The sequence below is a fragment of the Streptomyces sp. NBC_00273 genome (assembly GCF_036178145.1).
In the GTDB taxonomy this organism is placed as follows: Bacteria; Actinomycetota; Actinomycetes; order Streptomycetales; family Streptomycetaceae; genus Streptomyces.
On the sequence record NZ_CP108067.1, the window covers coordinates 2,749,394 to 2,775,621 of the forward strand.

A 26,228-nucleotide genomic window follows, 5' to 3' on the forward strand; every position below is an offset into this window, starting at 1 on the left:
GGCATGCTCGAGCGTTCCATGGGGGGGGCGGAGGTGTGTACCGCACGGGGTCTTGCCCACGGCTTCCGACGCCACCGCTCGCGAGCGGCTGGTCGGCCGGGAACTCGGCTGGGAATTGGAGCAGGAGTTGAAGGGCAGCGCGCACGCAAGGCACGGCTTCTGGGCCAGCGGGCCTGCGCAGGGACCATACGGGTGGTGACGGCCGGACGCCCTGTCGTGGACATCGCGCGCGAGGTGGTGGCAACCAACGGCTGGACCGGGCAGCCTGCTGCCCGCTGCTGATGATCGCGCTTGTGATCTGGTCCGGGAACGGAAGCGGCCGCCGTCGATCATCGGTGCACAAGGACAGAAGACCAGATGGTGGCCACATGTCACAGCATTGATCCTGGCCGCCGGCAGGAGACGTTCGAGGCCCTGATGGGCCGCACTGCGGGGCGATTCGTCCGCGTGGAACCGCGGCGCCGGACAAGGGCGTTCGAGCTCGGGTTGCTGCCGAAACTGCCGCGCAAGAACTGCTGGCGCTTGCCGAGCCGAAGATGCCTTTGAGGTCGGTGAACTCGGTGCGAGTGCGGGCGAGTTTGTCGATCTACACAGGTCAGTGGTTGAGGGCGAGGAGATCAAGAAGATCTCCTCGTGGGCAGCCATCTTGTTTGCACCCACGTTGGTGGGAACGACCTACGGCATGAACTTCGAGACCATGCCGGAGCTGCACTGGGCGGCCGGCTACCCCTTCGCGATCCTGCTGATGGCAGTGGTGTGTACGAGCCTGTACATCATCTTCAAGAAGCGGGGCTGGCTGTAGCAGGCAGCGCGGAGCCCGAGATCTACTTCGCACCAGCGAAGGTCTAGGTGTCTCTACTGGAGGAGCCTGGGGAGAATCTGGGGAGCATGCGCCGCGGCGGGAGCGAGACTGTCGCTTCACCCGCAGCCGTTCTACCGCGGCGAGTTGAGCTCGATTTAGGGCGTCATCAGCCACTGGTGATTACCGACCCTGCTAGGGCAAACCCCTGCCAGCACTCCGTGGATCATGTTGACTGCTCCATGGGCTACCGCACACAGGGAGGGTCGGTTGGAACCGAGAAGCGCCGCGGCTGCAGGAAAAGACTTCCCGTACACCGCGCGTACGACGTGCTACATCGAAGTCCACGACGACGGCAAGGTAACGCACGGGAACAGCCGGGAAGCCTACGAACGGGCACTGGCCGGCAGCTCGCGCCTCTTTGCTGTGTGGCCCGGCGAGTGGTCCAGCCACCTGTTCCTCATCGACGACCTGGACGAGTACGCCAAGGCCCACGGCATCAAGCACGACGATGAGCGGACCGGCCTCAAGGAGCACGCCCACGAGGTCAAATGGGAGAAGGATCCGTACGGGGACGACAACCCCCGGAGCCCCTACATGAGCATTCGTGTCTCGTTGGACTGCGGTTGCTCGGTGCATGACCTGGCTGCCTTCGCCGCCCAGATGAAGCAGCAGAAGGGTTGGGATGTGGCCACCAGCGTCGGCTGGGGCAGCAGTAGTGGACCTGAGGGAACCTCGTACTCGCTGCGAGTCCGCCGCAAATGCCTGACTAGCTGAAGGCTGCCACGCAAGAACGGGTGGCACAGCATGTGCTGTGCCACCCGTTCTCAGGCAAGGGCAAGGTCGTCTGGGACGTACTGAGGGGCCACACCGAGGAGCGCATCGACTGCCGCGCGGCCCTTGCCGCCAGCCTCGGGCATGAAGTGGGCGTAGTGGTCGAGGGTGATGGTCGGGCTGGAGTGGCCGAGCCATCGGGCGAGGGTGACGACAGATTCACCCGCCTCCAGGATTACGGAGGCGTAGGTGTGCCGGAGGACGTGGAAGCCGTCCTTACGGGAGGCCTTCCAACGCTGGCCCTTCTCCCGCACAGGGATCACACCAGCCTTCGCGAGGGCGGGCTTCCACACCTCGTCGTTGAAGATGTTGGCGCGGATCGCGTTGCCGTAGGTCGTGGTCAGGACCAGCGGGTAGGAGCGCGTCTCCCGGTCGGGTTCGGGGCCGCCCCAGGGCAGCTCGACTTCGACGGCCGTGTGTTGCAGGAGGTGTGTGCGCAGCTCGGCGGCCACCGAAGGCGGCATGTCGACGACCCGGGTCTTCCCGCCCTTGGGGAGAGTGAAGTACAGGCGGCCGTACAGGAGCTGGACCTGTCGGCGGACGCGGATGAGGCCGCGCTCGAAGTCGATGTCCGCAGGCGACAGCCCGAAGACCTCCCCCTGGCGCAGCCCGCACCCGAGAGCGACGACGACGGCGATCCGGTACCGCTGGTTGATGACGTCCCGCACCCGCTGCGCGATCTCCAGCGGCCAAGCCTCCCGCTGGTCCTCCGGGGCCATCGGCCAGCGCACCGACTTGGCGCGCATCGGGTTGCGGACCAGCCGCTTGTCGTCGATCGCCGTCTCGAAGACGTTCGAGAGGGTGGTCAGGATCTGCCGGGCGTAGCGCGGTGCGCACTCGCCTTCGAGCGTGGCGACGTAGCCGCGCAGGACCGACGCGGTGACGTCCCGCAGCGCGACGTCACCGATGTGCGGGAGTACGTGGAGGCGCACGCGCTCGTCCACCCGCTTGACCGTGCCCGGTGCACCCCGCACGCCCGCCTGCCAGTGGCGCGCGATGTAGTCGGCGACGGTGATGGAGCCGTCGCGCGGGTCGACGAACTCGCCCCGCTCACTGTCGGTGCCGGCCCTGCGGAGCCACGCCTTGGCGTCCTCCAGGGTGTCGAACGACATGCCCCGGACGCCCGGGATGCCCGCGACCCGGTACCGGCTGCCCTTGCCGTACCGGGCGGTACGCTCGCGCTTGCCGGTGACGGGGTCCTTCTTCTTGTTGATCCAGCGGTCTTCGATGTAGCCGGCCAAGTGTTTCCTTGCAGCTAGAGGTTCGGGACGGTCGGCCGGAAGCCATCAGACGGTTGCCGGGCAGGCAGGGCGCCGCTTCGGTGCGGCGCCCACGGGGTTGAGGTCGGGGTTGGAGCGGGAGTCCGCCTGCTCCTGCGCACGTATCCAGGCGTCGAGCGCATCGACCCTGTACGTCACCCGCCCGCGGGCGCCCATCCGGAAACTGGGCGGACCCTGCCGCCTGTGACGCCAGACGTAAAGCGTCTTGGGTGAAATGCCGAGATACGTGGCCGTGTCCTGGACCCCAAGAAACGCACGGCCGACGGTGGAACGGTGACGAAATTCGGGGGCACTGGCAGAGGGAATCGGATCGACGACGGACAAGCGAAATTCCTTACGCAGGGGACGGGGAAATAGACCACTGGCCGCGCACAGACGCAGCGGCCTCCAGGGACCACCAATGGTGCGGAGAATCCCCGGTTTCGGAAACCGGGGATCTTCGGCTATATTCCGCCCACCCTCAGCGGCGCGGGGCGGCTCAACGGAGCAGCGAGAAGCGCGTGCGGCGGCGCTCCGAGGGCTGCAGCGATGGCGACGAGGTCGTCGATGTCGCAGCGGCGTACCGTGCGTTCGATCCGGGAGAGCGCGGTGAAGGTCATGGGGCGACCGAGTGCGGTGACCCGGGCGGCGAGCTGGCGCTGGGAGTAACCACGGGCCACGCGGGTGCGTTCGATGGCCTGGACGGCGGCGCGTCCGGCGGGTCCGATTTCAAGAGGGCGTGGCGGCATTGGTGTGTTGTAGCTTGCCCGCCGGAGGGTACGGAAGGCATTCCCCGTCTGCTGTGAGCGATCCCGGACCGTCACCGAATATCGCGGGCGATTTCGCCGACCGGGGTTTCGGGTTTACGGTCGTGCGACCGGAAAACCTTTCACGGCCGCTTGAGCCAGGTCTGGACTTCTGGACCCGGGGTGTGGCTGTGTTGTCCACGCACCCCGGCCCCGCCGGTTTCCCTGCCCCGTTTTCGAAAGGCGGTCGATCTCCATCGCCCGTATCCGCACCATCAAGCCCGAGGCCTTCGCCTCCGAGTCCCTGGCGGCCGTCTCACTGAGCGCCGAGCGGACCTTCTTCGGCCTGCTCACCCAAGCCGACGACAAGGGCCGCATCCGCGACCAGGCCGCCGTCATCGCCGGACAGTTGTGGTCGCTGCGCCGCGAACACGGCCCGGTCGAAGTCGAGGACGATCTGACGCAGCTCGACGCGGCCGGCCTGATCTGCCGCTACGAGGGCGAGGACGGAAGGCAGTACCTGCACGTCGTCGCCTTCGCCCTCCACCAGAAGATCAACCGCCCCAGTATCAGCAGGATCCCGTCCTGCCCGCACCACGACCTCGGCGTCCCGCGTGAGCCCTCGCTGCCGGTGCACGGAGCCGTCACGGAGGCCTCCAGGACGGGGCAGGCACCAGGCAGTGAGCCCGCCATGAGCAGGGAATCCGCAGGTCAAGGGCAGTTCAGTGAGCCCTCACAGCCGGTTGCGGGAGGGCTCACTGAGCCTGACGTGAGCCCTCAGGGTCCGGATCTAGGACCTAGGAACAGGGATCTAGGAACTACCCCGTTGGGGGCGCGAGCGCCCCCGCGCCCCAGACCGTCTCGGCGAAGGACCTCATCACCGAGTACGCCGCGGCTTGCGAACACCGCCCTCCCTCCGCCGTGCTCGGCCAACTCGGGCAGAAGGCCAAGAAGCTCCTCGACGAGGGCATCGACCCCGCCCACGTACGAGCCGGTCTCGACCGCCACCGGGCCAAGGGCCTCCACCCGAAGACCCTGCCCAGCCTCGTGCACGAGGTCATGAACGCGGGGGCCTCCACGCCCACCGCCGCCCACCGGCCCTGGGCCAACCCCACCGACGTCGCTGCCGCCTACGGAGGTGCCCTCTGATCACCACCGCCCTCCCGCAGCCCGCCGACCACGTCGTCCGGGCCATAGCAGGGATCCTTCGCCGCCGGGGCATGGACCCGTCCGTCATGGACTCGCAGGAACCGGAGCCCGCGCCCCAACCGGTCACGTCCCTGGCACTGGCCGATGCCCGCATCCCGCCGCGCTACCGGCAGGCCCTCGCCGATCACCCCGAGGTCGCCGCCTGGGTGGACGAGATCGTGCGTGCCGGGCGCCCCGGCCCGTCCGGCACACGGGGCATTGCAGAGGGCCCGTCGCTGCTGTTCGTCGGCCCCACCGGCACCGGCAAGACCCACCAGGCCTACGGGGCCGTCCGCAGCCTGCTCGCGGCCGGCGTCCGCCTGCGCTGGGAAGCCGTCACCGCCGCCGACCTGTACGCCCGCCTGAGGCCGCGCCCAGGACTCGACGCGGAACGTGAACTGCACACCCTGGCCCGCTGCCCGCTGCTGGTCCTGGACGACCTCGGCGCCGCCAAGGGCAGCGAGTGGACGGAGGAGCTGACCTACCGGCTGATCAACTACCGGTACGAGTACCTGCGCCCCACCTTGCTCACGACGAACCTCCCCATCCCCAAGCTCCGCACCGCCCTCGGCGACCGCGTCGCCTCCCGCCTCTCCGAGATGACCCACCGGGTCATCCTCGACGGGCCCGACCGCCGCCGCCGCAACTCCCCCGCCGCTTGAACGCGTCCACCCTTTGGAGCACCACCCGCTTGACCACCACCTCCCACCGCACGCAGACCGCCGAGCGGTACGCCCTGGCCATCGCAGGCTGCGTCATCGTCGCTCTCACCGCCGCAGGATTCTGGCTCTCCTACGCCCACCTCGCCGAAGTCGCGGGGCGGCACGGCCTCGGGACTTCCCCCACCCGCCAGTGGGCATGGCCCGCCACACTCGATGCCTTCATCGTCGCCGGCGAAGTGCTCATGCTCCGCGCCAGCCTCCGCCGGGAAACCGACGGGTGGGCGATCGCCCTCACCGCTGCCGGATCGCTGGGCTCCATAGCCCTGAACGTCGCCGGCGTCAGCAGGACCGACGGCGTCCCGGCCCCGGCGCTCGACTACGTCGTCGCCGCTGTCCCTCCAGCAGCCGCGCTCTTTGCCTTCGGCGTCCTCATGCGGCAGATCTACCGCCACGTCGCCGCCGAGGAGTCCCCCCACAGTCGTCGTCCGGTAGGGGAACCCTCAGCGCATCCCGCGAACTTGGACCGTCCCCGCGGGCACTCCGCCACACCGCAGCTCTCGGACCCGGAACGGCACTCGGGCCACGAGGGTGACCGCCCCACTCCGGCTGACGCCGGACAGGACGCATCAGGCGATGTGGCGGAAGAGACCGATCAAGTGGCGGAAGCCCACGTCCCGCCGAAGAAGCGCACCGGTCGCAAGCCCGCCGCCACCGACGACGAACTCCTCGCCGTTGCCCGCACCGCCCCGCTCGGACTCGAAGGACGCGCGTCAAGCCGCCACATCGAGACGGCTGTCCGTGCACGCGGCCTGCCTATCGGCAGGGACCGCCGGAACAAGATCACCCGACAGGTCCAGGCCGAACTCGACAGCGGCCAAGTGAACGCCTTGTAGGCCCCCGCGCATCCATCGCGGAGTGAAGTGGCGTCCGTATGCCCCATCCCCGCAGCACCGAAGCCGTTCCAGCCCGACCAACAGGACGCACGCTCTATGCACGACGACCCCACTGCCACAAATGCCCACGCCCACCGACAGGCGGCTCCTACCCAAGCCCGAGACGGAGCAAGTTATCCCTTTGGACACTCCACCATCGGCGGAGTGTCCAAAGGGCTCTCCGCCCCAGGGGCACGGAGCCTCGTCCGGCGCCGGGGGACGCCTGACGAGGAAGCTGCGACCGCCGGGCGGTCACAGTCGGGGGAAGAGCAACAGTCTTCGTTCGAACCCACGTACACCTCCGCTCCCCCTCCAGAGCCCCGTACACGACGCCGTACCCACAAACTCAGCCAGCGCTCCAAAGTGTGCAGCGTCCGTATGAACGACGCCGAGTACGCGCTCGTTGCGACCGCCGCCAAAGCTGTCGGCGTGACCGTCGCCGGCTTCTTCGCCAAAGCCGCCCTCAACGCGGCCCACGACCCTCAAACCAGCGCTGCGGCCATCGCCGGGCGTCGCGAAGCCGTCATCGAGCTGTTCACTGCCCGCAGGCACCTCGGTCAGATCGGCAACAACCTGAACCAGCTGACCCGCGCCATCAACTCCGGCGGCCGACCTACCGACATCCAACTCGACGTCGTACTCGACTCGGTCCGCCAGGCCTCCGCGCGCGTCCAGGACGCCACCGACCAGCTCCTCGAAGACGGCTAATACCTGCCCCACCGAGGTCCCCGAGATCAACCGTCCCCGCGTGTTGTCCCCATTCGCGCGGTCGGTCCGCGTCAACGCTCCAGGACGACGTCGAGGTGTTCTTGCACCGGCTCGAACAGGCGGTACGGGACGTACTCGGGGATGTCGGCGTGGGCCACCCAAGCGAGTTCGGCCAGCTCGTCGGTGTCCGCGACGTACGCGTGGCCGCCGGCCACCTCGCAGGCTGTGTACGACATCAGACGGCTCGTGTCTGGGTGGACCCGTTCCCCCAGCGGTTTCAGCGCCCTCACGGCGAGGCCGGTCTCCTCCAGGGTCTCGCGTACGGCGGCCTCCTCCCGGGCTTCGCCCGGCTCGACCCCACCGGCGGGGAACTGCCAGGAGAGCCGCCCCTCGCTGAGCCGACGCCGCACCATGAGGACGCGGCCTTCGTACACCACGACGGCCGCTGCGATGGCCGGTCGACCTTCAGCGTTCTCCTGCTCCACGTTGCTCCTCCAGATCGGGTGGGCCAGCTGCCCCGAGGGGCGATACCGGCACGTTCACTGCGGATCGGCCCCGGTCCGGAGGAGCGGAGCGAGCAGATCGACCGCCTCCTCCCAGGGGAAGCGGTCGGCGCCGCCGCCGGACTTCGGACGGTGGGGCTCGTAGCTGCCGATCAGCACGCCCATCTCCCGGAGCTCGTCGATGCTGCGCCGGTAGGCCCGGTGGGCGGCGAGCGCGGTGTTCACGTAGGGCAGCAAGACCGTGGGGACGCCCATGCCGGGGGCTTCGCAGAGGATGCCGAGCGCCAGGTTGTCGGCGAAGCCGGCGGCCCACTTGTTGACCGTGTTGAACGTGGCCGGTGCGACCGCGATGGCATCGGCCCGCGGGTAGGTCCGCGCCTCGCCGGGCGAACGCCAGGCGGACCTGACCGGGTACCCGGTCTGCTCTTCGATCGCCAGGGTGTCGAGGAACTCGAGACCTTGTGGCGTGGCGATCACCCCCACCTCCCAGCCCCGTTCCTGCGCTGCGGTGATTAGTCTACCGACGTCGCCGGCGATCCCGGCGGCGCAGACGACGACGTACAGGAAGGGCTTGGGCTGCGGCTCGGTCACAGCGGGGACTCCCAGTCGGCAGCTGAAGTGGTGGAGCTCCGGCAGCGTACGTCGACGGTCCCGGGCTGCCATGTCGGCGACCAAGTCCCGGACGGCTGGGCGTCGCACCCCCCTGGCTCGCAGGTCTCCGCGATCCGCAGGACCTGGCAGCCGGAGGCGAGGCGGCCCTGGTGCGCGTAGGCACGGGCGGCTTCGACCCACAGGGCGGCTCGGCTTTCGAGTACCGGGATGTGGCGAAGCGTGTGCGGGCGCGGTGTCGTTGCGTTGCCCAGGCCGCCAGCCACGACCCAGCCATCCTCTCGCCGAAGCCACCCAGCATCGGGAGCTGGACAGCGCCTCATCCATCAGCGATCGACCAGTCTGGCGCTTCGCCCGGTCCCCGAAGCCCGGATGGTCATGGACGTACTCCCGCACATGACCGAGGAAGATCGCGCCGAGTACGAGCGGCTGTGCGCCATAGCCGCTCCGAATGGCGGCATTCATCTCGCCTACGAGGACTGACCGCCCCCACCGGGCAACACCGCGCGACCGGTGGCCAGGAACCCTCCCGGCCACCGATCCCTTTCGGTGCTTGCGGCTGCCGCCAAGGGCAGAAAGCACTGCTTCGCGACAGGGCGACCGGAGCCGCACGGGACCACCCCGTTCAACCACATCTTCCGCTCTCTTTGCCTCTGTGCAGCAGATAGTCCGCGACCACGCCACTGTCTTGAGGCGGCCGCCACTCAGCGAGCAGGCTGTTCCCCCAAATGAGACAAGACCTCTGCCACCGATAGGTCGTAGTGGTCCTTGTCTCCTTCCCAGCGGGCCATGACCGCGACCGCCGCTTCGGCCATATCCGCAGGCAACCTGGCGGCGCGGAGCGTTTCGGCGATGTCCTCCATCTCCGGCGCCCAGCGCCAGGCGCGTGCGGCCACGCTGGGCAGGTATCCGGGGTCGGAGAGGATGTTGGACGCCATCACCTGCGCCTCGACCGTGAGCTCGTCGCCGACGCCGTGAGCGTCGGCCAGCGCGTGGGCCACGCCGGCGAGGGTGCGGGCGGCCTTCTGGTAGCTGGCGAACGCCATCTTCAATGCGGAGGCTGAGCCGACGCTGCCGCTCGCGCGGCGGACGTGCAATGCGGTGTCCTTGAACACGGGCTGCACCGTGTCCACGGCCTGGGCTTCGCCGGCGAGGTAGAGGCGAGCAGCCCGCTGGCCACCGGGCGGCGGGCCGAAGATCGCACCGTCGAGGACCATGGCGCCCGGCCTGATCTCCTCCGCGATTCGCTGCATTCGCTGGGGGTTGATCGCGTTGGCGTCCACGTACACCCCGGCGAAGGCGTGGCCGGCGACCGTGGTCGCCACGTCTTCGGCGGCCTGCGGAGGACAGATGGACAGAACGATCTCACTCCGTTCCAGCGCCTCATCGAGCGAGTCACACGCGGTGGCGCCGACTTCCTTCGCGCGTCGGCGGGTCGCGTCGCTGCGGCCTTCCGGCACCCACAGCACCTCGTGGCCTGCCTTGACGGCTTGGGCGGCGACGGCCGCGCCCATGGCGCCAGGGTGCAAGAGGGTCACGGTCGTCACTGGCTGCCTCCTGGCGGGAGCTGAGCGGGCATGCGTTCCTGATGAGCAATGATCACCTCACGAAGGCCGATCGCGGCAGGTGATCCGGCCCCGGGATGCAGTGCGAGCTGACGGCTGAAGTGGCCGATCCGGCGGTCGACGCTCTCGGTGCGGCGCCGGGCGCTGACCCCAAGGACGGCGTGGATCTGGGTCGCCGCCCCGTCGATGTCTCCTCGGCCCAGCCGAGCCATGGCCAGGTCCATGCGGGCCAGGGACATCTCGCCGAGTCTCTGTTGCTCCGGCGGCGCTGACTGGAACATCTCCACAGCTTCGTCGGCGCGAGCCTCGGCATCGCTGAGGTGTTGGGTGCCTGCCAGCCAGAGGTGCGTGCTGCTGGAGTAGAAGAGTTGCTTCTCGACGGGGAAGGCCATCATCCCGCCGGGCAGTTCGTCCCCCTCAGCGAGACGCTCTCGCAGGTGGTCGGCGGCGCTGAGGGCCGCCAGGGCATCGCTGCCCCTGTTGAGCTGGCCGTAGGCGCGTGCCTTGATGCTCTCCAGCCGGATCTGCGCCGTGCCGGACTCCGGGGTGAACGCGCTTCCGGAGTCCGCAAGGCGTACGGCGTCTACGGGGCGGCCGTCCCAGTACGCGATCAGTGCCTGGAGTCCGCGTACCCAGGAGCGTAGTCCGTTGTGCCCCGCGAGTTCGCCGAACAGGAAGGCGGTACGGGCTTGTGTCTCGGCCGCGTCGTAGCGGCCCAGGTCGAAACTGGCGTTCGCCAGAACGCCGCACAGGACGCCCGCGCCCACGTAGAGGTCGGAGGTGTACCGCGGTGGCTGACGTCCTTCGAGAAGTTCGAAGGCGCGGTCTCGGAGGGCACGGACCTCGCGGAACAGGGGCCCGACGGGCCGGTTGGGGTACGTCATGACGAGGCGGCGGATGTCAGCTTCCAGCTGCTCCAGAGTGTGCGGTCCCACGTTGCTGCTCTCTGCCCTGGCCGCGAACTGCGCCGACTCATTCGCCGCCGCCATGACCACGTCTTCAAGGCCGTACTCGGATGGATCCGCTGCATCGCGGTCGTCAGCCGCTGGGCGGTGTGGGGAAGGGCCCGGCTTGGACTCCGCAGGCCCGAGGATTCGGGTGGCCGGGATGCCCGGAAACATGAACTCCAGGACGCGGCGGGCGACGGTCTGTGGGGTCCGGACCTCGCCATGCGCGTACCGGAAGAACTGCCGCTTCTCAATCGTCGCGGTCGCGATCGAGGACGGCCCCTCCAGCTCAGCTAACTGCTTGGCCGCCTGTTCGTACCGTCGTTTGAAGACCTGGTAGTCCTGCCAGCCCCGCTGATTGATCAGGGTCTGGAAGAGGGTCGGTCCTGATGGCTCCACAGCCGCTCCCTCATGCCGGGGTTCCTTGTCCGGCATCCACGCTAGACATCAACAGCCGCCGATCGAAGATCTGTTGTCCAGAAAATCCAGGTGGACGGTGAATAGACATCGGTTAGGCACGAAAGGGCCGCGTTCGGCGTCGTTCAGGGCCTCGTTCAGGCGGGAGCCGCCGTGAACACTTCGTCTTCGCCCCGGCAAGACAGCGCCCTGCGCGGCCGAGTCTCCGTCGCGGCAACGCAAGTCAGGTAGCCCAGGAGGCCCGCTCATGGCAGCGCACCACCAGCTCACGTTCACCGTCGCCCGAACGGCAGCCGCCGCCCAGCAGGCACGACACCGCGTCGTGGCCGAGATCCGCTCCTGGGGCATATGGCTCGACGCGGAGGCGCTGGCCGGAATCGAGCTGGCGGCTGGCGAGCTGATCACCAACGCCGTGAGCCACACCGCGTCGGGGCCGGTCACCGTCAGCGTCTACCAGGAGGGGCCTGTGCTTGCGGTCGAGGTGCATGACGCTACGAAGGCGCTGCCGCGACCGGAGCCCTTGAGCGGGAGTGCCGAGTCCGGGGGCGGTCTGTATCTCGTATCCGAGCTCGCCGACCGCCAGGGTGCCGAGCTGACGGCGATGGGCAAGCGCTGCTGGGCGGAGTTCGATCTGCCCCGCAGCGCAGGTGATCGACCGGCGGATCAGGACAGCCATCGTGATCGGCGTCTGCCCCACGACCATGCTGCCGACGTGGCTGATCGGGCGGTGACGAGGGTTCGTACACCGGCAGCTGGAGCGCCATCGCACACCCGAACGAGGGCCAGGCGCCGGACTGTAGCCCCGGCAGCAGGGCGGCCCTTGCGGGCCAGCCCATCGACTGAATGACGCTGATTTGACCGCAAGTTGGGGGCCTAGACTCGTGGGCTTCCCCGGGACACCGACTTTCGCGGTCGACCACGGAACAAGCAGTCCCCGGCCCTCTACGGGGCCGGCCCACGAATCAGCTCCTGTACCAAGTGGAGGTTGTCGCTATGCCCGAGAAGGTCACGAAGGAAAAGGTCCTCGTCTACGTCGTGCGCGACGGGCGCCTGTTGGTGTTCCGCCACACCGACTACTCCTACGAGGAGGTCGGTATCCAGGTCCCCGCGGGCAGCATCCGCCCCGGGGAGACCCCGGAGGCCGCCGCCCTGCGCGAGGCGCGCGAGGAGACCGGCCTGTCGGACTTCAAGATCGTCCGCAAGCTCGGCGAGACCGAGTACGACATCAGCCCGTACCGGTTCGAGATCCAGCACCGGCACGTCTTCCACCTGGAGCTCACCGAGCCGACCCCGGAGCGGTGGATGAGCCAGGAGGACCACGACGGCGAGCAGGAGCCGACTCATTTCGAGTGCTTCTGGATCCCGCTGGAGGCCGCGCACATTCTCCAGTCCGGTCAGGGCGCGCTGCTGGGGCGTCTGTCCGACTAGTCAGTCATTCGGTCACGGCAGCATAGGAAGGGGCAGCCGATGAACCTCAGCACAGAACAGCGCCACACGATCGACGGGCTCTACCAGAGCCTGGACGCCGATGACACCAGCACCGCGGTGTCGGTCATCGTCAAGACGCGCGGCGAGACGTGCGACATCGACTGCCTCTACTGCTACGAGAAGCGCAAGGAGGCCCCTGGGGGTGCCAGGGTCAGCGCCGACCAGATCAGGCGCCTGGCCAGCATCTTCAAGGGCCGCAAGCTCGCCGTCGAACTCCATGGCGGCGAGCCCCTGACCGCGGGGCGGGAGCACATCGGCGAGATCCTCGCGGAACTGGCCGGCATGCCGCAGGTCGTCCGCGTCAATCTGCAGACCAACGGTGTCCTGCTCGACGCCGACTGGATCAACATGTTCGACGACCTCTGCCCTGACCTCCGGATCGGCATCTCCCTCGACGGTGACGCCCAGGGCAACGCCTGGCGTGTCGGCTACGACGGCAAGCCTGTGTACCCGCGCGTCGTCGCCGCCCTGAACCTACTCGCGGAGCGGGGCCGGAGCGTCGGTGTGATCGCCGCGGTTACCCCGGCGGTGCTGGACCGTGCCGAAGAGGTGCTGGACCACCTCGCCGGCTTCGGTTCGGTCAACGCGATCAGCTTCGTACCCTGCTTCGACTCCACGATCCGCCGTTCCACGGCCCTGCCGAGCAGGCGCAAGTCGGCGAGCCGACTGCTTCAGCAGGCTGCCGTGAACGCAGCCGATGGCCCGGCCTGGGCGATCCGTCCCGACGAGTACGCCCAGTTCGTCCTTGCCGCCACCGCTCACTGGATCACCGCCGGACACTTCGCCCGCATCAAACTGGAACCGGCCGTCTCCACGGTCCGGCGATTACGGGGGCTGACGACAGGCTTCTGCCACTTCTCCGACCTCAAGTGCGACCACGTCTTCACCCTCTACCCAGATGGCCGCCTCGGGAGCTGCGACGAACTGCCCTGGCCCCAGGCCCGCCTCACCCAGCTGGAGTCCACGGCCGACGAGCACGAGGTGGTCCGCGCCCAGCAGGACTCCCTCCTCCTGAATCAGGGCAAAGCCCTGATGGACAAGTGCACGACCTGCGACTACCGCACCAACTGCGGCGGAGGGTGCATCGCCACCCGCTGGCGCCAGGACCCGGCCAACGATCACGACGCGTACTGCGACTACCGCATGCGGATGATCGACGGCGTCGCCGCGCTGCTGGCCCAGCCCGCACAACCCGCCGGCGCCTGGTGCCAGAGCCTGCGCTGGCGCCCGCGCACCCCGAACAGCATGCGCGACGTGAACGCCTTCCTGACCAGCTGGGACACTCCCGACCTTGTCGGCAACGAAGTCAGGCTGCACACCAGTGAGCACGGCAACATCAACACCGTGGGCCTCGCCGGTATCCACGAGGCCGACGATCTGGCCCCAGCCCACCCGATGTGGCGGGCGGCCATCGAACCCGGCGTCTGGCCGTTGGTCGACACGGTCACCCGAGCCTGGGGGCTCGTCACGTACGACAGCTGCCAGGGCCACCAGTACACCGGCGTGGACCTGGCCCCGACGGGTCTACGCATCGGACTCCTCCCCCGCGACCGCCAGGAGTACGCCCGTATTGCTGCGGCACTGTGCCGTGCCGCCACCTTCGCAAGCGCCCTCCTGCCCGCGGGCATCGAGGTCAACGTCGGCCGCTCGGAGCTCACCTGCGAGAACACGGGCACCACCACCCCGGTCCTCGACCTGAGCCTGGACCCCGGCTCAGGTCAGGGGTGGGACGGCTACTTCGCCCGCCTGAACGAGGCCACCGCTGTGTTGGCCGCAGCCCTCGATGCCGAGCGCCCTGCGGCCGAATCCGCGTGCGCCTGCCCGCTGCCGGTGTCGCCGCAAGCCCCCGTGGGGGTGCTCCGGTGAAGCCCGGCGACGCGGTCACCATTCACCAGCTCCTGGGACGCATCTCCTACTTCCACATCCTGTTCGTCGAACCCGCTCTCGCCTCCAGCAGGCAGCCCGGAGAGGGCGAGGCCTGCTGCAATCACAGGGACAATGCCGGATGCAGACAGCCAGACGTCGGTACCGTGCTGGCCAGTACCGCTTGGGCAGTCCTCGACGAGATCGCGACCACCCTCGGCGAGTACCTCCGCCTCTGCCCTGACTCCGGCCACCAGTGCTGCGCGGCATGCCGCATCGCGGTCTCCGGCGCCGCTATCGCCCAGGCATGGACAGTCACCGAACACCGCTCGTACGACCTGCCGCTGCCCCTGGACCCCCTCGTGCGGGCCTGCCGCACCACATTCGCAGCCCGTCTCGCCCTCGTCTTCGCCCAGCAGCACGGGATCTCGTGCGGCGCCCTGGCCCAGGCCGAGTCACCTGACGCCGGCCTGCTGCCCGACAGCGGCGACCTGCCGTTGACCGGAGAGCTCCTCGCCCTGTGGCAGGACCCGCTGGCCGCCACCCGGAGCCCGGTCGTCAGCTGGCTCAACCACTGCACGGACCTAAAGGACATCCACCGCGTGCTCCAGCAAGGGGGGATCACGAAATGATCCACATAGCCGAGACCGTCGGCGTCGGAAGCATCGAGAGCTTCCTCAGCGACGCCGAGCGTGCCCACCTCTCCGACCTGATGAACGACGTCCTGACCAGCGGCGGCACCAGCCGCTTCGGTGACGAGCGCCGGACCTCCATCCACGAAATCCCCGGCCACAGCCCCGAAGAGGCCATGGCCGTCTACGAGCCGGCCGGACGCGTCGAGATCCCCTCGATCCCCGAAGCCGCCGAGAAGCTCCTGGGTGACGCCTTCGAACGCGCTCGCCCGGCCCTCTCCCGCGTCATGCCCTCGATCACCCTCTGCCGCCCGTGGACGTACGTCGAGTACGGCGTGGGCCAGCACATCACCAGCCACCTCGACGGCATCGCCCCCGACCCGCTCGCCTGGCCCCGCCAGATCGCCGGCATCAGCGTCGTGATCACCCAGGCCGACGCCGGAGGCGACTTCTACGTCGAGACCGCCTCCAACGACCGGCTGTGGAACGGCAAGGCCCCCGAGGCCGCCTCGAACGGCTACGCGGAGGGCATGTGGCTGGCCCACGACGGAGCCGACAACTCCGCGACCTGGTTCCAGCAGATGGCCCGCACCCGCTGGAGCGTCGCCCCGGCCCCCGGTACCGCCCTGCTGTACGGCTCCCAGCTCGCGCACGGAACCCTTCCGGTCACCGCCGGCCGGGTCGCCAAGTTCATCAGCTGGCTCATCGCCGAACCCACCGCGGCCAGGTGAGCGCGTGCTCCTGGCCTTGGAAGGCATAGCCGGCGCCGGAAAGAGCACCCTGCGAGACCGGCTCCTGGCCACCGCCCACGCCGAGGACATCCCCCTCAGCCACATCGGCCAGTTCTCCTGGCTCTCCCACTCGGCCACTCGCACGTTGATCCGACTGCGGGCCGGGCACGGCGGAGCCGAGCAGGAGGCCATCGAGGCCGCCGCCCAGGACCTGGCCCTGCACTCCCGCTTCAACATCGCCGTCGCCCTCACCGAGGGCCCGGTCCTCGCCGACCGGCTCACCCTCTCCACCGCCTGCCTGCTTGCCCTGCTCCACGGGCAGCCCGTCGACTCGTACGTCGAGCGCCTTGCCGAGCAGACCCAGGCCCGTCCGCAGCTGACCGTTCTGCTGACCACCGGGCCCGACATCTGCCACACCCGCATCACTCGACGCGCGACAGAGCGCCGGTTCACCGAGCAGCCCGAGGCCGCCGCCCGGCTGGCCGACCTCTACAACGAGGCCGCAGACGCCTGGACCAAGGTCACCGGCTTGCCCGTGCTGAAGCACGCCTGCACGACCCATGCCGATCTCGAAGCCCTGGTCGATGCCTGCATGGAGGACCTCCGCTCGGCCGGCACCCCCGCGGCCACGAAGAAGGAACCGAGTCGATGAACCTGCACCCGATGCATCCCGCAGCCTGGGTCCTCGATCAGCTCCGCACGGACGGCTGGCGCATCAGCGACCTGCTCGCGTTCACGCGGGCCAGCACCCTGGTCAGAGCAGGCCGCCCTGGCCAAGAGGACGTCGTACTGAAGGCGGGCTTCGGCAGCAACCACGTCCTGGCCGAGCTTGACCCCAGCGAGAGGCCCGCCGCGTACGGCTTCTACTGGTACGCACAGATGACCGAGACCGAACGCGCCCTCACCCGCGCAGACTTTTGCCACGAGGCGGAGCTGACCGCCGCTGCCGGAGGGACCGATCACATCGTCCCGCTGCTGGAACGGGGCAGCTCGGAGCGGTTCGACTGGTACACCATGCCGCACTGCGACGGCGGGAACTTCCGGACCTTCATGACCTCGTCCAAGGACACCGGCAAGGGCCTCGGCGTCCTCGCCGACGTCGCAGACGGCCTGGCAAACCTGCACCAGCGCGGAATCGTCCACCGCGACGTCTACCAGGAGAACATCCTCATCAACCAGGGTCGGGGCCTGATCACCGACCTCGGAGCCGCCCGCCGCCTGTCCGCCCCGCGCGGGCCGGAACGCCGCGGCCCCGAGGTCCACTGGCCGCCGGAGTACCTAACCGGCTACCACGAGGCCACCCCGGCAGCCGATGTCTTCAGCCTCGCTGTCCTCGTCTACCGCTACCTGTGCGCGGACATCCCCCGTCTGGCCGGCCGCACCAACCTGCCCCTCATCCCGGAGCCCCTGCGCAGCGTGGTGACCGCCGCGCTCTCCGAGGACGCGGACCACCGGCCCGCCATGAACGACCTGCGCACCGTGCTCCGCACCGCGGCTGCCCTGCACCAGCGCTGACCAACACGAGGGAGCCCCTCATGCCCAGGGCGAGATCTCCGCCCGGTCTCCGGCACCACAGCGCACAGCAAGTGGAACAAGCCGAAGCCAACGAGACCGAAAGGCGGAACACCCAATGAACCAGGACCGCATCGCCGACTTCCTCGCCAACGTCGAGGACCTGCGCGGCGAGGACGAGACCGTCCGTACCACCGCCCACACCTCCAGCGTCTCGGCCGAGGGCTGGCCGGCGGCCGAGGCGGAGACCACCACCGCCTGAACACCCGCAGCCGCCCGGCGCTCTGAGCGCCGCTGGTGAACACCCCCGGGGCCGGGCCGCCAGCACCTGCGGCCCGGCCCCGGGCCCACCGAACAGGAGAGCCGCCTCATGCACACCCTCGCCGCCCTCTTCGACCTCCCACCGATCGACCGCCTGCACCACGAGCGCACGCAGCGAATCCACGCGGTCATCCGCCCCGGAGCCCAGGCGCATCAGTCCATTACCAGTACAGCAGCCGACTACTGCCTGGCCCACCACGCCCTCGAAGGAGCCGAAGCCGCCGCCCGCGCCGGCGATGCCTCGACCTTCGACTGGTACGTCGCCCACCCCGACGCGGGTGCCACCACGGGCTCCGTCCCCACAGTGGTCGGCGCCCGCGTGGTCATCGCGCCCACACTCGCCGACCTACCCCGATCCGCGATCTCCGAGACCCCCTACTACGTCCTGGGCCCTGGTACCGAACCCGCTCAGCCTCACCTGTGCAATCTCGCGGCCGACGCCTACGCCAGCGCTACACGAGCGGGCTTCGGCGACCTGCTCGCCGCGCACGCCGTCGTCCTGTGCCTGCTGCGGACGAAGAACCTCAGCGAGACCCTCGATAGCTGGACCATCAGCCGCCTGCCCGGCACGGTCTTCATGGACCACGTCGACGACCCGGTCGTCCTGGCCCGCGACCTGATCCACGAGGCCGGGCACAACTGGCTGAACGACGCGCTCGCGGCAACGGCATGCAAGATCAGCGACACCGCCCACTTCCACTCCCCGTGGAAGCAGACGATGCGGCCAGCGTTCGGCTTCCTCCACGCCTGCTGGGCGTTCCCGCTCACCATGTTGTTCACCGCCCAAGCGCTGAACAGCACCACGGGAGACCTGCACCGGTTCCTGACCACGTACCTCGACCAGCAGCGAAGCCTCCTCGCCAGCACGGCGCCCCATCACGCCTGCGCTCTGGAGCTGATCAGCGACGACGGTCTCCGCCACCGCCTCGCTGCCGCCCACCACCAGGCCCTCGCCCTGTGAACGCGCCCCGCGACGAACAGCCTGGCCTGTCCCTGCTGCTCCACCGGCCAGGCGAAGAGCCCACCCTTCTCCACACCGGTCTGGCCAGCCTCGAACACGGACTGCCCATCGGACCGGACACCACGTTCAACGTCGGCTCGGTCGCGAAGGAGATCACCGCCCACCTGATCCTGCTCGCGGCGCATGATGATCTCCTGCACCTGGACCAGCAGGCTGCGGACCTGCTGCCCCGGCTCAAGATCAGCGATGTCACCGTCGCGGACCTCGTCACCCATCGATCGGGCATACGCGACGCTGAGTCCCTGCTCTCCCTCGCTGGCTTCCGTGAACTCGACCACTACACGGCAGACGACCTGCGAACCCTCGCCTACCGCCAAGACCAGCGCGCCGTCCCCAAAGGCCGCTTCCTCTACAGCAACACCAACTACCTCCTCCTGGCCGAGATCCTCGAAACGGTCCACCGCACCACGCTGCCCGAACTCGCCCGGCACCGCATTTTCGGCCCGCTCGGCATGCACGCCACCCACTTCAAGGCGGACCCGCGCCAGGTCATCCCCGGAGCTGCATCCGCCTACCAGGCCATCCACCAAGGCTGGCAGCACACAGAAGCACCGGTCACCCTGCCCGGCCCGGGAACCCTATGGACCACCGCCGGCGACCTCGACCGCTGGCTCACCCACCTCCACCAGCACTGGCAGCACCCCCACCAGCTCCCCTGGCAGGAAACAGTCGCCTACGAGCCCAGCGACCACGAGCCCTATCTCTACGGCCCCGGGCTCTACGCCGACGCCCGCCCCGGCCGCATTGCCGTCTTCCACTACGGCCACGAACAGGGCTTCTCCGCCGCTGCCCACGTGGAAGCATCAGGGCTACGCGTGATCGCCCTGTCCAACACTGCCGGGCTCTCGGCCGACCGCGTCACCGCCGCCATCCTCAGAGACCTGCACCAACAGCCGACCCTGGCTCCGAAGGAGGTCCTCGTCCGCGCAACAGCCCGGGAACGAACCCCAAGCACTGCCATACGAGACCAGCCCGCGCCCAACGACCGCGACCAGCACACGGAGCTCGGCACCTTCACCTGCGACCAAGTACCCGGCAGCCTGCGCCTCACCCTCAGAGCCGACGCTCTCCACCTGTGGCGCCGAGGGACATGCGACCAGCTCACCCCCACGGGCTCTGGCACCTACGTCGGCAACGGCCACACCCTCACCATGCCAACCAACACCGACCAGGTGGACCGCTTCGCCCTCGACCTCGACCGCGCACCCGGACTCACCTACATCCGCCAGTAGTTACCGCCTCGAGGCACCAATCTGGCTTCCCCATCCGATGAAGAAGACCCCGCCGACCGCAGCGACTCAGTGGTGATCGAGTAGTGGCGACGCTGGCCAGCGCTGCACTGCCATGCGGGCACTGCTCGGACCCGAGCACGGCGCCAGCGCCTTCACACTGACTGGGGTGGGCGTGGACTCGAACGACTGTCTCAGCGTGAAGCTCGGTGCTCGCTGAGGCTCAGCAGAAATCCGCCGAACTGCGGCAACGGCGCACTGCAGCTGCTGGTCGCAGCGGCGCGATCTCCAGATCGGGCGCCTAACCTCCATAGCGTTCGAGTCTGGATGGTGGTTGCTCCGGCCCGTCGACTGCGTTTTGCTGGGAGGCATGGCACAGTCCCTCACCCCTCAGGCTCTGAAGCAGCAGCGTGGGTTCCGAGGTATGAGCGTGAACGAGCTGGCCGAAGCCACTGGTGTCTCACCTGCGTCCGTACGCCGCTGGGAGGCCGGAACACAAGCTGTAGGCGACCGAACTTTCGGGCGCCTACTGAAGGTGCTGCGCTGTGATGCGCAAGATTTGACTGCAGGCGAACGGGGGACCGAGACGCTGCAGGATCTGCGCCGTCGGGCGGGTATGAGCACCGCCGAGGTCGCTTCGCTGCTTCGCCGCAAGCGAGCATCGCAAGATCTGCACATCAGCGCTGAGAAAGTGCGTGATCTTGAATGTGGCCGCCTGGTGCGCGGGCGGACTTGGCTGTCGCCCGAAACCCAAGGCCGAGTGGCACGGATGCTGGCCCAGGTCTACGGAATTCCTGACCGCGTAGTCATCGATGCCTGGCGCCGCACGCGCCCGAACGACGCGGCCCCCGAGCTTCCAACTCGTCGACCTCGCAACGCGTCCGAGAGAGCACTGACAACCTGGTGTGAGCTCAACGAGCGGCAGCGCAGCTACCTGACGTGCATCTTCCACCAGGATCAGGAGGAGGAAGAGGAACAGCGCCAAAATCGCTATGCGGGAGCGGTCCAGCAGCCGGCTGCAGCATGGCGACGGCTGACCCTGGCACTCAGTGCCCCGGCCGACCTTGTCGGCTTCACCCGTATCCAAGAGCGGCTCCGGGAGGCCGACATTCACGATCCGGGGGCCGGATCCTCCGTGAGCGCGCTGGAGAGACGGGGGCTGATCACTGTCTACCGGGACCGCCTGTATGTCGATGGCATAGGAGAGGTTCCACGTACACGCGTCGAGATGACGCGGCATGGCCGAGCGGTCGCACGCGCAGCGCTCGGGGTTACGCCGGTTCCAACACCACCCGCAGCACTACTGTCGCCGTGGCTATGGAAAATCGTGGTTCGTGTCGCGCGGGCAGGGACGCAAGGTGTGGACGGCAGCCTCGCCGGACGGGGACCGCACTACCTTGCCGTGGGTCAGAGCCCCGACGGGCGCACACCCAGCCGCGGCTTCATCGTTCTACGTCTCCCGGACGGAGCGGACCACGGACCCTACCGCTGGTTCCTCACCGATTCCGGAGGACGCCATATCAAGGACCACATCGACACCTACCGGTCTTTGTATCCAAGCGTCGACGTTGATTCGATCGAAAAAACATTCATCTGATCACCCGATGGGGTGACACCGAGGTCCATTGTCAGTGGGGTGTCGTAGCCTCCCCACCGATGATGCGACACGGAGACACGACCACGGTCCAGCAGACCCATGTCCTGCTGGAAATCGTCAAGGCATTCGCGGTGTGTGAACACGCGGTGGCCACCGGGGAGCTGACTGGCCCCCGGCGTCTGGACCGCCTTATGGAAGCCCACGGGATTCTGATGGCCGCGTGTGGCCCCGGACACCACATCCCCTTCGATGAATTGATGGGCAGACTCACCGGTGAACGGGCAGGGTCCCTCGAGCGGTTGCTGCCCGAGTGGATCAACGCTGAGGAGCTCGCCGGCGTACGGCTCTTGGAGAGCGACGGCGTCGCAACCGAGGACGGCTTCGACTTCCGGCACGAGGCTCAGCGTGTCATGCGCGCCGCGGAGAAGGTCGGGAAGTTCAGCGGCCAGGTCACCAAGCCCAAGCTGGATGACGAGTACAGCCAAGAGTCCGTCTTCAGCGCGATCAAGGGCCCATTCTACGAAAGGCACCGCAGGACGCTGGTCGAGAACCCGACCGTGCCGAGGAAGGATCTGGCTAGCCTCAACCTGCCTTCCCGGGCCAACGACTTCTACCGCCCTATCGCTCAATACGCGCAGTACAGCGGCTGGTGGTGGCCCTGTCCGGCCTGTCAGTGGCCGATGAAGGTGACGACAGACCGATCCAGCGGGCGCATCCGCGGCCAAGTACGCTGCCTGTACCCCTGGCACGATGAGACAGGCGCGTCGTATGAGTTCGTCGTGACCACTCGCCGGAAAGCGGCACCCGAGCTGCACCCGACGTTCGAGTGCCGAGTGCCGTCGGGCCGCTTCGCCCCGCTGTGGACCGGTGCCGTTCCGCTCGTGCCGGAGGCCCGAGCGGTGGCGGATATGGTCGTGCTCGTGCGGCCCGTGTGGCGATACACCGTGGTACCCGGACTTCCCGAGCTGGCCCTGCATCGAGCAGTCTCGGCCAGCCTCGAGGGCACGCCCTGGACGTCGCACCTGTGGCCCAACGGGGATCAGTGCGACCTGTGGATCACTCATGCCGACAACGATGAACCCCGGTTCATGGCCGACTTCAAGGACTACACCTGGTCCAACCATCTAGTCAGCAAACTCGACCTGGACGGCGGTGACCGAGGCGGCGCCGAGTATTTGGTGGTGCCCGACCATCGCAGGGAGCAAGTGGACCAGCTCGATGTGGTGTGCCGCAGACACAGCATGAAAGCGGCGATGACCGCGACGGAATACCTGGAGATGGTCATTAATCAGGCCAAGGGGGGCCAGGCATGAGCGGCGACATGACGGGCACGGAGGCCGGCCTCGCCGGAGCACTTGCGCTGGCCGCCCACTACTTCCCACGCAAGGACGACGAGGGACACGTTCTGGCCGGCTTCGAGGAAGCCACGTTCTTCGCGCACCGAAAGCCGCAAGCCTGGTCCGAATGGGCGAACTTGCCCACCAGTGAGCGAAACCTCATCCGTCAGGTCATGACCTTGATGGCCCAGGAGTGGACGGATCCGAAGAAACTCCGGACCTCGGTGCTCGCCATGCTCGGAGTCCTGTCATCAGAACCAGACATCGCCGACCGCTCCGGAGGCTCGCTGCGTTTGCCTCCCGGAGATCCACACCTGGCGGACGCAGCGATCCCACGGATGGGGGGTGACTTTCTCGGCTACGTACAACGCGTCACCGGCCCCTTCTTCACCTTCGGCAAGCGCCCCAAGGCCCAGGCGTTCGCCGGCCCGGGAAAGCTGAAGACGAGGACTGCCTACCTGGGCCCGGAGCACGGCACGACCAGCAGGGAGATCTTCATCCCGGCCACGCCCGACTTTCGGGAAGCACCCGGACATGAGTTCCTGCCTCAGGTGCGCACTAGGCCGCCGCGTGACCGGGTCGCACCGACCGTGGAGCAGCTCTTGGAGGTCGCCAAGACGCTCAGCAGGCAGGACAAGAGCGTCCGCTACCTACACAGGGTGCTCAAGCGGTTCTTCAAGAGCATGAAGACGACGACGGGCGCGATGACCGAACTCGACCTGACTGCTGGCGATCTGCAGCTGCTAAACGCTCCCACGGGAAGCGGCAAGACCGTCCTGGTGAGGGTTCTGGCCTCATGGGCTGCTCTGAACGACCGGCGCATCGCTCTCGCCGTCACAGACGTCCGGGCCACCTTGGAGATGGCCTGGGACATCAACAACGACCTGACCTATCTCCACAAGATCAAACGTCTCACCGAGCCCACTCACTGCACGCCGTTGATGTCCCCGTCAAGCATGCACCGGCGCGCCATGGACTATGCAGCCCTGGGCACCTCCACCCAGATCGACGAGTGGGACCGTCGCGCCAGGACGGACATCGGCCTTCTGTCGACCGGATGCGCACAGCGCGCGCTGATGGACCCGCCCACCCTGTACCCCTACGGGGAAGAGAACTGCACCTCGTTGACCTCAGAGGCCAGCGGCTCCAACCGGCTGACCTGCCCGTTCGCACCGACGTGCGGCAAATTTCAGCAGTTCTATCGGGCCACCAACGCGGCCGTTATCGTCACCAACCACGCAAACCTACTCGAAGGACGCACTCGCATCGGTGTCGTGCTGGACGGGCAGGAGTTCCGCGGTCAGGCGCGCGGCACCCGGGGCATGAGCGTCCTGGAGATGACCCTGCGCGCCTGCGATGCCCTGGTGATCGACGAGATCGACGCCTTCCAGACGGCAGCGATCAGCCGCTGCACTTCGGAAATCACTCTCGCCTCCCGGAAGAGGACAACCGCACTGCGGGAGATCGACTCCGACGCGAAGAACCTTCCCGTTGTCCACGAGATGGGGCTCGTCTCACCGGTCAGCCATGCCCGCCTCATGGCCGAGATGCTGCTGCTGTGGCTCTGCTCCGGACGTGGGCTGAAGCTGAATCCCGGCAACGAAACGGACGGCCCCGACGGCGCCGGCCGCGACAACACCGGCTGGCGGTTGGCCCACTCACGGGACCGCGAGATCCTCCAGATCCTCTTCCCCGAAGCGACTGCGGCCGAGGACATCCCGCCCGAGCTGTTCGCCTTCCTCAACGAGATCATGCCCGCCCGCTGGTACGGCTCCGAGCCGGACGAGGAAGAGTTCGACCTCCCCGAAGGCGCGGACTGGGACGCCGTTCGGACCGCCCTGATCGCGCTCACAGCGCAGCGCGGCCAGGACCACCTCACGGACACCCGCGACGAGATGCGCAAGCTTCTCCTCGGGCTCGTGCCCGACGCGCATCGGCAGGCTGCTGTGATCAACCTGCTGGTCACCCGGACGGTACTGCGCGAACTCGACGGCGCACTCGACGAACTGCGCGCGCAGGCACAGACCCTGCGTTACCTGGACCTGGGCTCGGTCCGCAAGATCCTTGAGACCATGCGCAGCAGCACGGTGGCCACCCTGTACCCCCTGGCGATGTTGGGCCGCTCCATCCACGGCTACCAGGTCAAAGGCGTGGACAACAAAGAGAAGGAAGCCGAGCTCCTCTCCCGGTCGTTCGGAGGCGATCCGCATACGTTCGTCTCCGAACTAGGCGGCCTCACATCGCTGTTGACCGCCGGCGTGCAGCGGCCCGTCATGGGACTGTCGGCCACCGCCTACCTGCCGCAGGCCGTGCAGGAGCACATCCACGCCCCGGTGCGATGGTGGCTGCCCGATACACGCCCCGAATCCATCGTCACCCTCGCAACCCCGGTACGCAGTGGCGCCGGCGACGCGATGCGTATCGGTGGTCTGCCACCGGAACTGAAACCCAACGCCCTTCGAGATCTCGGGCGGGGTCTCTACGAGCAGCAGCTCGCCCGACGCCTGACCCACCTGGAGAAACGGGAGCCGGAGCGAGCCCGTGTCATTCTCACCGTCAACTCCTACGAGCAGGCCGCCCACCTCGCTTCCGGAGTGGCGCAAGCCGACGGTCTGAACCACCGAGTCTGCCTACTCGTGAAGAAGGCAGAGAAGCAGAACTACGAGGAGCACCTGCCTCCGCACGTGGACAGGATGGTCCGCGAAGAACTGAAGGACTTTCCCAACCGCGGGGAAATCCTGATCGCCCCCCTCGCTGTCATCGGACGAGGTCTGAACATCGTCGTAGGCACACGCTCTGCCGTCCGCGACATCTACCTCTGCGTCCGGCCCGTCCTCAGCATCGAGGACACCGACTGGATGCACGCGAGCGTCAACGCCGCCGGCATCAACACCCTCCCTGTCGGCGGCAGCGATACCCCGCTGGCCGAGTTGCGCAGCGCCGGGGAAGCCTCCTGGAAGCAACTCTCCAAGATCCTCCGCTCCCCGGCCCGGTTCTCCAACATGGACCACGACCTGCGCAAAGAACTCGTCGCAGGAATGCTCGTCCTGCTCATCCAGCTCGCCGGACGAGCCCGCCGCGGCGAAACCGACATGACCCTGCACATCGTGGACCACGCCATCCACGACCAGAAGTTCAGCTCTGACCTAGCCACGATCATCAAGCAGATCTACGCCGACTGGAACCCCGAGCAGCGCGCAATCATGAATGAGCTCTACGGTCAAGCGCTTCAGGCATTTCTCACCTACGCAGGACTCGATCGCGAGATGCTCTGAACGACCTACATCTGCCCCTGCCCTCCCGGGTGCAGGTGGGGGCTGCTTTCCCT

The 26,228-nt window shown here is 68.0% G+C and carries 24 protein-coding genes and 4 pseudogenes; 20 read left to right on the forward strand and 8 right to left on the reverse strand.

Annotated features, from left to right (window positions below):
• Window positions 1–357: 357 nt before the first annotated feature.
• The 3 genes and pseudogenes from OG386_RS46915 to OG386_RS11500 all read left to right on the forward strand — a co-directional run.
• Window positions 358–525, forward strand: a pseudogene (locus tag OG386_RS46915) (IS701 family transposase); the annotation flags it as partial.
• Between the two features lie 79 nt (window positions 526–604).
• Window positions 605–802 (forward strand): annotated as a pseudogene (locus OG386_RS11495) (CorA family divalent cation transporter); the annotation flags it as partial.
• A gap of 267 nt (window positions 803–1,069) precedes the next feature.
• A complete protein-coding gene (locus tag OG386_RS11500; protein ID WP_328788068.1) occupies window positions 1,070–1,576 on the forward strand; it encodes a hypothetical protein in 507 nt (168 codons plus the stop codon).
• A 50-nt stretch (window positions 1,577–1,626) separates the two neighbouring features.
• Here OG386_RS11500 and OG386_RS11505 read toward each other — a convergent pair whose 3' ends face one another.
• From OG386_RS11505 to OG386_RS11515, 3 genes are all read right to left on the reverse strand, one after another.
• Entirely contained in the window at window positions 1,627–2,874 is a 1,248-nt protein-coding gene (locus OG386_RS11505) for a tyrosine-type recombinase/integrase (RefSeq protein ID WP_328788069.1), read from the reverse strand.
• A 45-nt stretch (window positions 2,875–2,919) separates the two neighbouring features.
• The gene (locus OG386_RS11510; protein WP_328788070.1) at window positions 2,920–3,237 is read right to left on the reverse strand and encodes a helix-turn-helix transcriptional regulator; all 318 of its coding nucleotides are present in this window, start codon (window positions 3,235–3,237) and stop codon (window positions 2,920–2,922) included.
• Between the two features lie 119 nt (window positions 3,238–3,356).
• Window positions 3,357–3,641 carry a helix-turn-helix domain-containing protein gene (locus OG386_RS11515; protein WP_328788071.1) on the reverse strand — a complete coding sequence of 95 codons (285 nt, stop codon included), beginning with the start codon at window positions 3,639–3,641 and terminating at the stop codon, window positions 3,357–3,359.
• Between the two features lie 253 nt (window positions 3,642–3,894).
• Here OG386_RS11515 and OG386_RS11520 point away from each other — a divergent pair.
• The 4 genes and pseudogenes from OG386_RS11520 to OG386_RS11535 all read left to right on the forward strand — a co-directional run bounded on the left by OG386_RS11520 (window position 3,895) and on the right by OG386_RS11535 (window position 7,128).
• Window positions 3,895–4,787: pseudogene (locus OG386_RS11520) on the forward strand (hypothetical protein).
• Between the two features lie 71 nt (window positions 4,788–4,858).
• Complete coding sequence (locus tag OG386_RS11525) at window positions 4,859–5,488, forward strand: ATP-binding protein (RefSeq protein WP_328788072.1); 630 nt, start codon at window positions 4,859–4,861, stop codon at window positions 5,486–5,488.
• Window positions 5,489–5,517: 29 nt separating this feature from the next.
• Entirely contained in the window at window positions 5,518–6,381 is an 864-nt protein-coding gene (locus tag OG386_RS11530; RefSeq protein WP_328788073.1) for a DUF2637 domain-containing protein, read from the forward strand.
• Between the two features lie 402 nt (window positions 6,382–6,783).
• Window positions 6,784–7,128, forward strand: coding sequence for a plasmid mobilization protein (locus OG386_RS11535; RefSeq protein WP_405789268.1), 345 nt, complete (start codon window positions 6,784–6,786; stop codon window positions 7,126–7,128).
• A 71-nt stretch (window positions 7,129–7,199) separates the two neighbouring features.
• Here OG386_RS11535 and OG386_RS11540 read toward each other — a convergent pair whose 3' ends face one another.
• The 5 genes and pseudogenes from OG386_RS11540 to OG386_RS11560 form a co-directional block, all read right to left on the reverse strand.
• Window positions 7,200–7,613: an NUDIX hydrolase gene (locus OG386_RS11540; protein ID WP_328788075.1), complete on the reverse strand. Its 414-nt coding sequence runs from the start codon at window positions 7,611–7,613 to the stop codon at window positions 7,200–7,202.
• Window positions 7,614–7,667: 54 nt separating this feature from the next.
• Window positions 7,668–8,222 carry a flavoprotein gene (locus OG386_RS11545; protein WP_328793220.1) on the reverse strand — a complete coding sequence of 185 codons (555 nt, stop codon included), beginning with the start codon at window positions 8,220–8,222 and terminating at the stop codon, window positions 7,668–7,670.
• A pseudogene (locus OG386_RS11550) lies at window positions 8,223–8,479 on the reverse strand (helix-turn-helix domain-containing protein); the annotation flags it as partial. It abuts the gene before it with no gap.
• A gap of 465 nt (window positions 8,480–8,944) precedes the next feature.
• A complete protein-coding gene (locus OG386_RS11555; protein WP_328788076.1) occupies window positions 8,945–9,787 on the reverse strand; it encodes an NAD(P)-dependent oxidoreductase in 843 nt (280 codons plus the stop codon).
• Entirely contained in the window at window positions 9,784–11,151 is a 1,368-nt protein-coding gene (locus OG386_RS11560; RefSeq protein ID WP_328788077.1) for a hypothetical protein, read from the reverse strand. The genes OG386_RS11555 and OG386_RS11560 overlap by 4 nt, the downstream gene beginning before the upstream one ends.
• Before the next feature lie 265 nt (window positions 11,152–11,416).
• On the opposite strand from OG386_RS11560, the gene OG386_RS11565 reads away from it, so the two are divergent.
• The 13 genes from OG386_RS11565 (at window position 11,417) to OG386_RS11625 (ending at window position 26,175) form a co-directional block, all read left to right on the forward strand.
• Window positions 11,417–12,016, forward strand: coding sequence for an ATP-binding protein (locus OG386_RS11565; protein WP_328788078.1), 600 nt, complete (start codon window positions 11,417–11,419; stop codon window positions 12,014–12,016).
• Between the two features lie 146 nt (window positions 12,017–12,162).
• Complete coding sequence (locus tag OG386_RS11570; RefSeq protein WP_053678445.1) at window positions 12,163–12,597, forward strand: NUDIX hydrolase; 435 nt, start codon at window positions 12,163–12,165, stop codon at window positions 12,595–12,597.
• Between the two features lie 39 nt (window positions 12,598–12,636).
• On the forward strand, window positions 12,637–14,523 hold the full coding sequence (locus tag OG386_RS11575) for a radical SAM/SPASM domain-containing protein (protein ID WP_328788079.1): 1,887 nt from the start codon (window positions 12,637–12,639) through the stop codon (window positions 14,521–14,523).
• On the forward strand, window positions 14,520–15,152 hold the full coding sequence (locus OG386_RS11580) for a hypothetical protein (RefSeq protein WP_328788080.1): 633 nt from the start codon (window positions 14,520–14,522) through the stop codon (window positions 15,150–15,152). Before OG386_RS11575 ends, OG386_RS11580 begins: the two co-directional genes overlap by 4 nt.
• A complete protein-coding gene (locus OG386_RS11585; RefSeq protein WP_328788081.1) occupies window positions 15,149–15,883 on the forward strand; it encodes a hypothetical protein in 735 nt (244 codons plus the stop codon). Before OG386_RS11580 ends, OG386_RS11585 begins: the two co-directional genes overlap by 4 nt.
• A 4-nt stretch (window positions 15,884–15,887) precedes the next feature.
• The gene (locus OG386_RS11590; protein WP_328788082.1) at window positions 15,888–16,535 is read left to right on the forward strand and encodes a hypothetical protein; all 648 of its coding nucleotides are present in this window, start codon (window positions 15,888–15,890) and stop codon (window positions 16,533–16,535) included.
• Window positions 16,532–17,398, forward strand: coding sequence for a protein kinase domain-containing protein (locus OG386_RS11595; protein WP_328788083.1), 867 nt, complete (start codon window positions 16,532–16,534; stop codon window positions 17,396–17,398). The genes OG386_RS11590 and OG386_RS11595 overlap by 4 nt, the downstream gene beginning before the upstream one ends.
• Before the next feature lie 115 nt (window positions 17,399–17,513).
• Window positions 17,514–17,657 carry a hypothetical protein gene (locus OG386_RS11600; protein ID WP_167347301.1) on the forward strand — a complete coding sequence of 48 codons (144 nt, stop codon included), beginning with the start codon at window positions 17,514–17,516 and terminating at the stop codon, window positions 17,655–17,657.
• 108 nt (window positions 17,658–17,765) lie between these two features.
• Window positions 17,766–18,677 (forward strand): aKG-HExxH-type peptide beta-hydroxylase, encoded by a 912-nt coding sequence (locus OG386_RS11605; RefSeq protein WP_328788084.1) that lies wholly within the window; start codon window positions 17,766–17,768, stop codon window positions 18,675–18,677.
• Window positions 18,674–19,969 (forward strand): serine hydrolase domain-containing protein, encoded by a 1,296-nt coding sequence (locus OG386_RS11610; RefSeq protein ID WP_328788085.1) that lies wholly within the window; start codon window positions 18,674–18,676, stop codon window positions 19,967–19,969. Before OG386_RS11605 ends, OG386_RS11610 begins: the two co-directional genes overlap by 4 nt.
• A 367-nt stretch (window positions 19,970–20,336) precedes the next feature.
• Window positions 20,337–21,563 carry a helix-turn-helix domain-containing protein gene (locus tag OG386_RS11615; RefSeq protein WP_328788086.1) on the forward strand — a complete coding sequence of 409 codons (1,227 nt, stop codon included), beginning with the start codon at window positions 20,337–20,339 and terminating at the stop codon, window positions 21,561–21,563.
• 59 nt (window positions 21,564–21,622) lie between these two features.
• On the forward strand, window positions 21,623–22,876 hold the full coding sequence (locus OG386_RS11620) for a restriction endonuclease-related protein (protein ID WP_328788087.1): 1,254 nt from the start codon (window positions 21,623–21,625) through the stop codon (window positions 22,874–22,876).
• Window positions 22,873–26,175 (forward strand): hypothetical protein, encoded by a 3,303-nt coding sequence (locus OG386_RS11625; protein ID WP_328788088.1) that lies wholly within the window; start codon window positions 22,873–22,875, stop codon window positions 26,173–26,175. The genes OG386_RS11620 and OG386_RS11625 overlap by 4 nt, the downstream gene beginning before the upstream one ends.
• The last annotated feature ends 53 nt before the right edge of the window (window positions 26,176–26,228 follow it).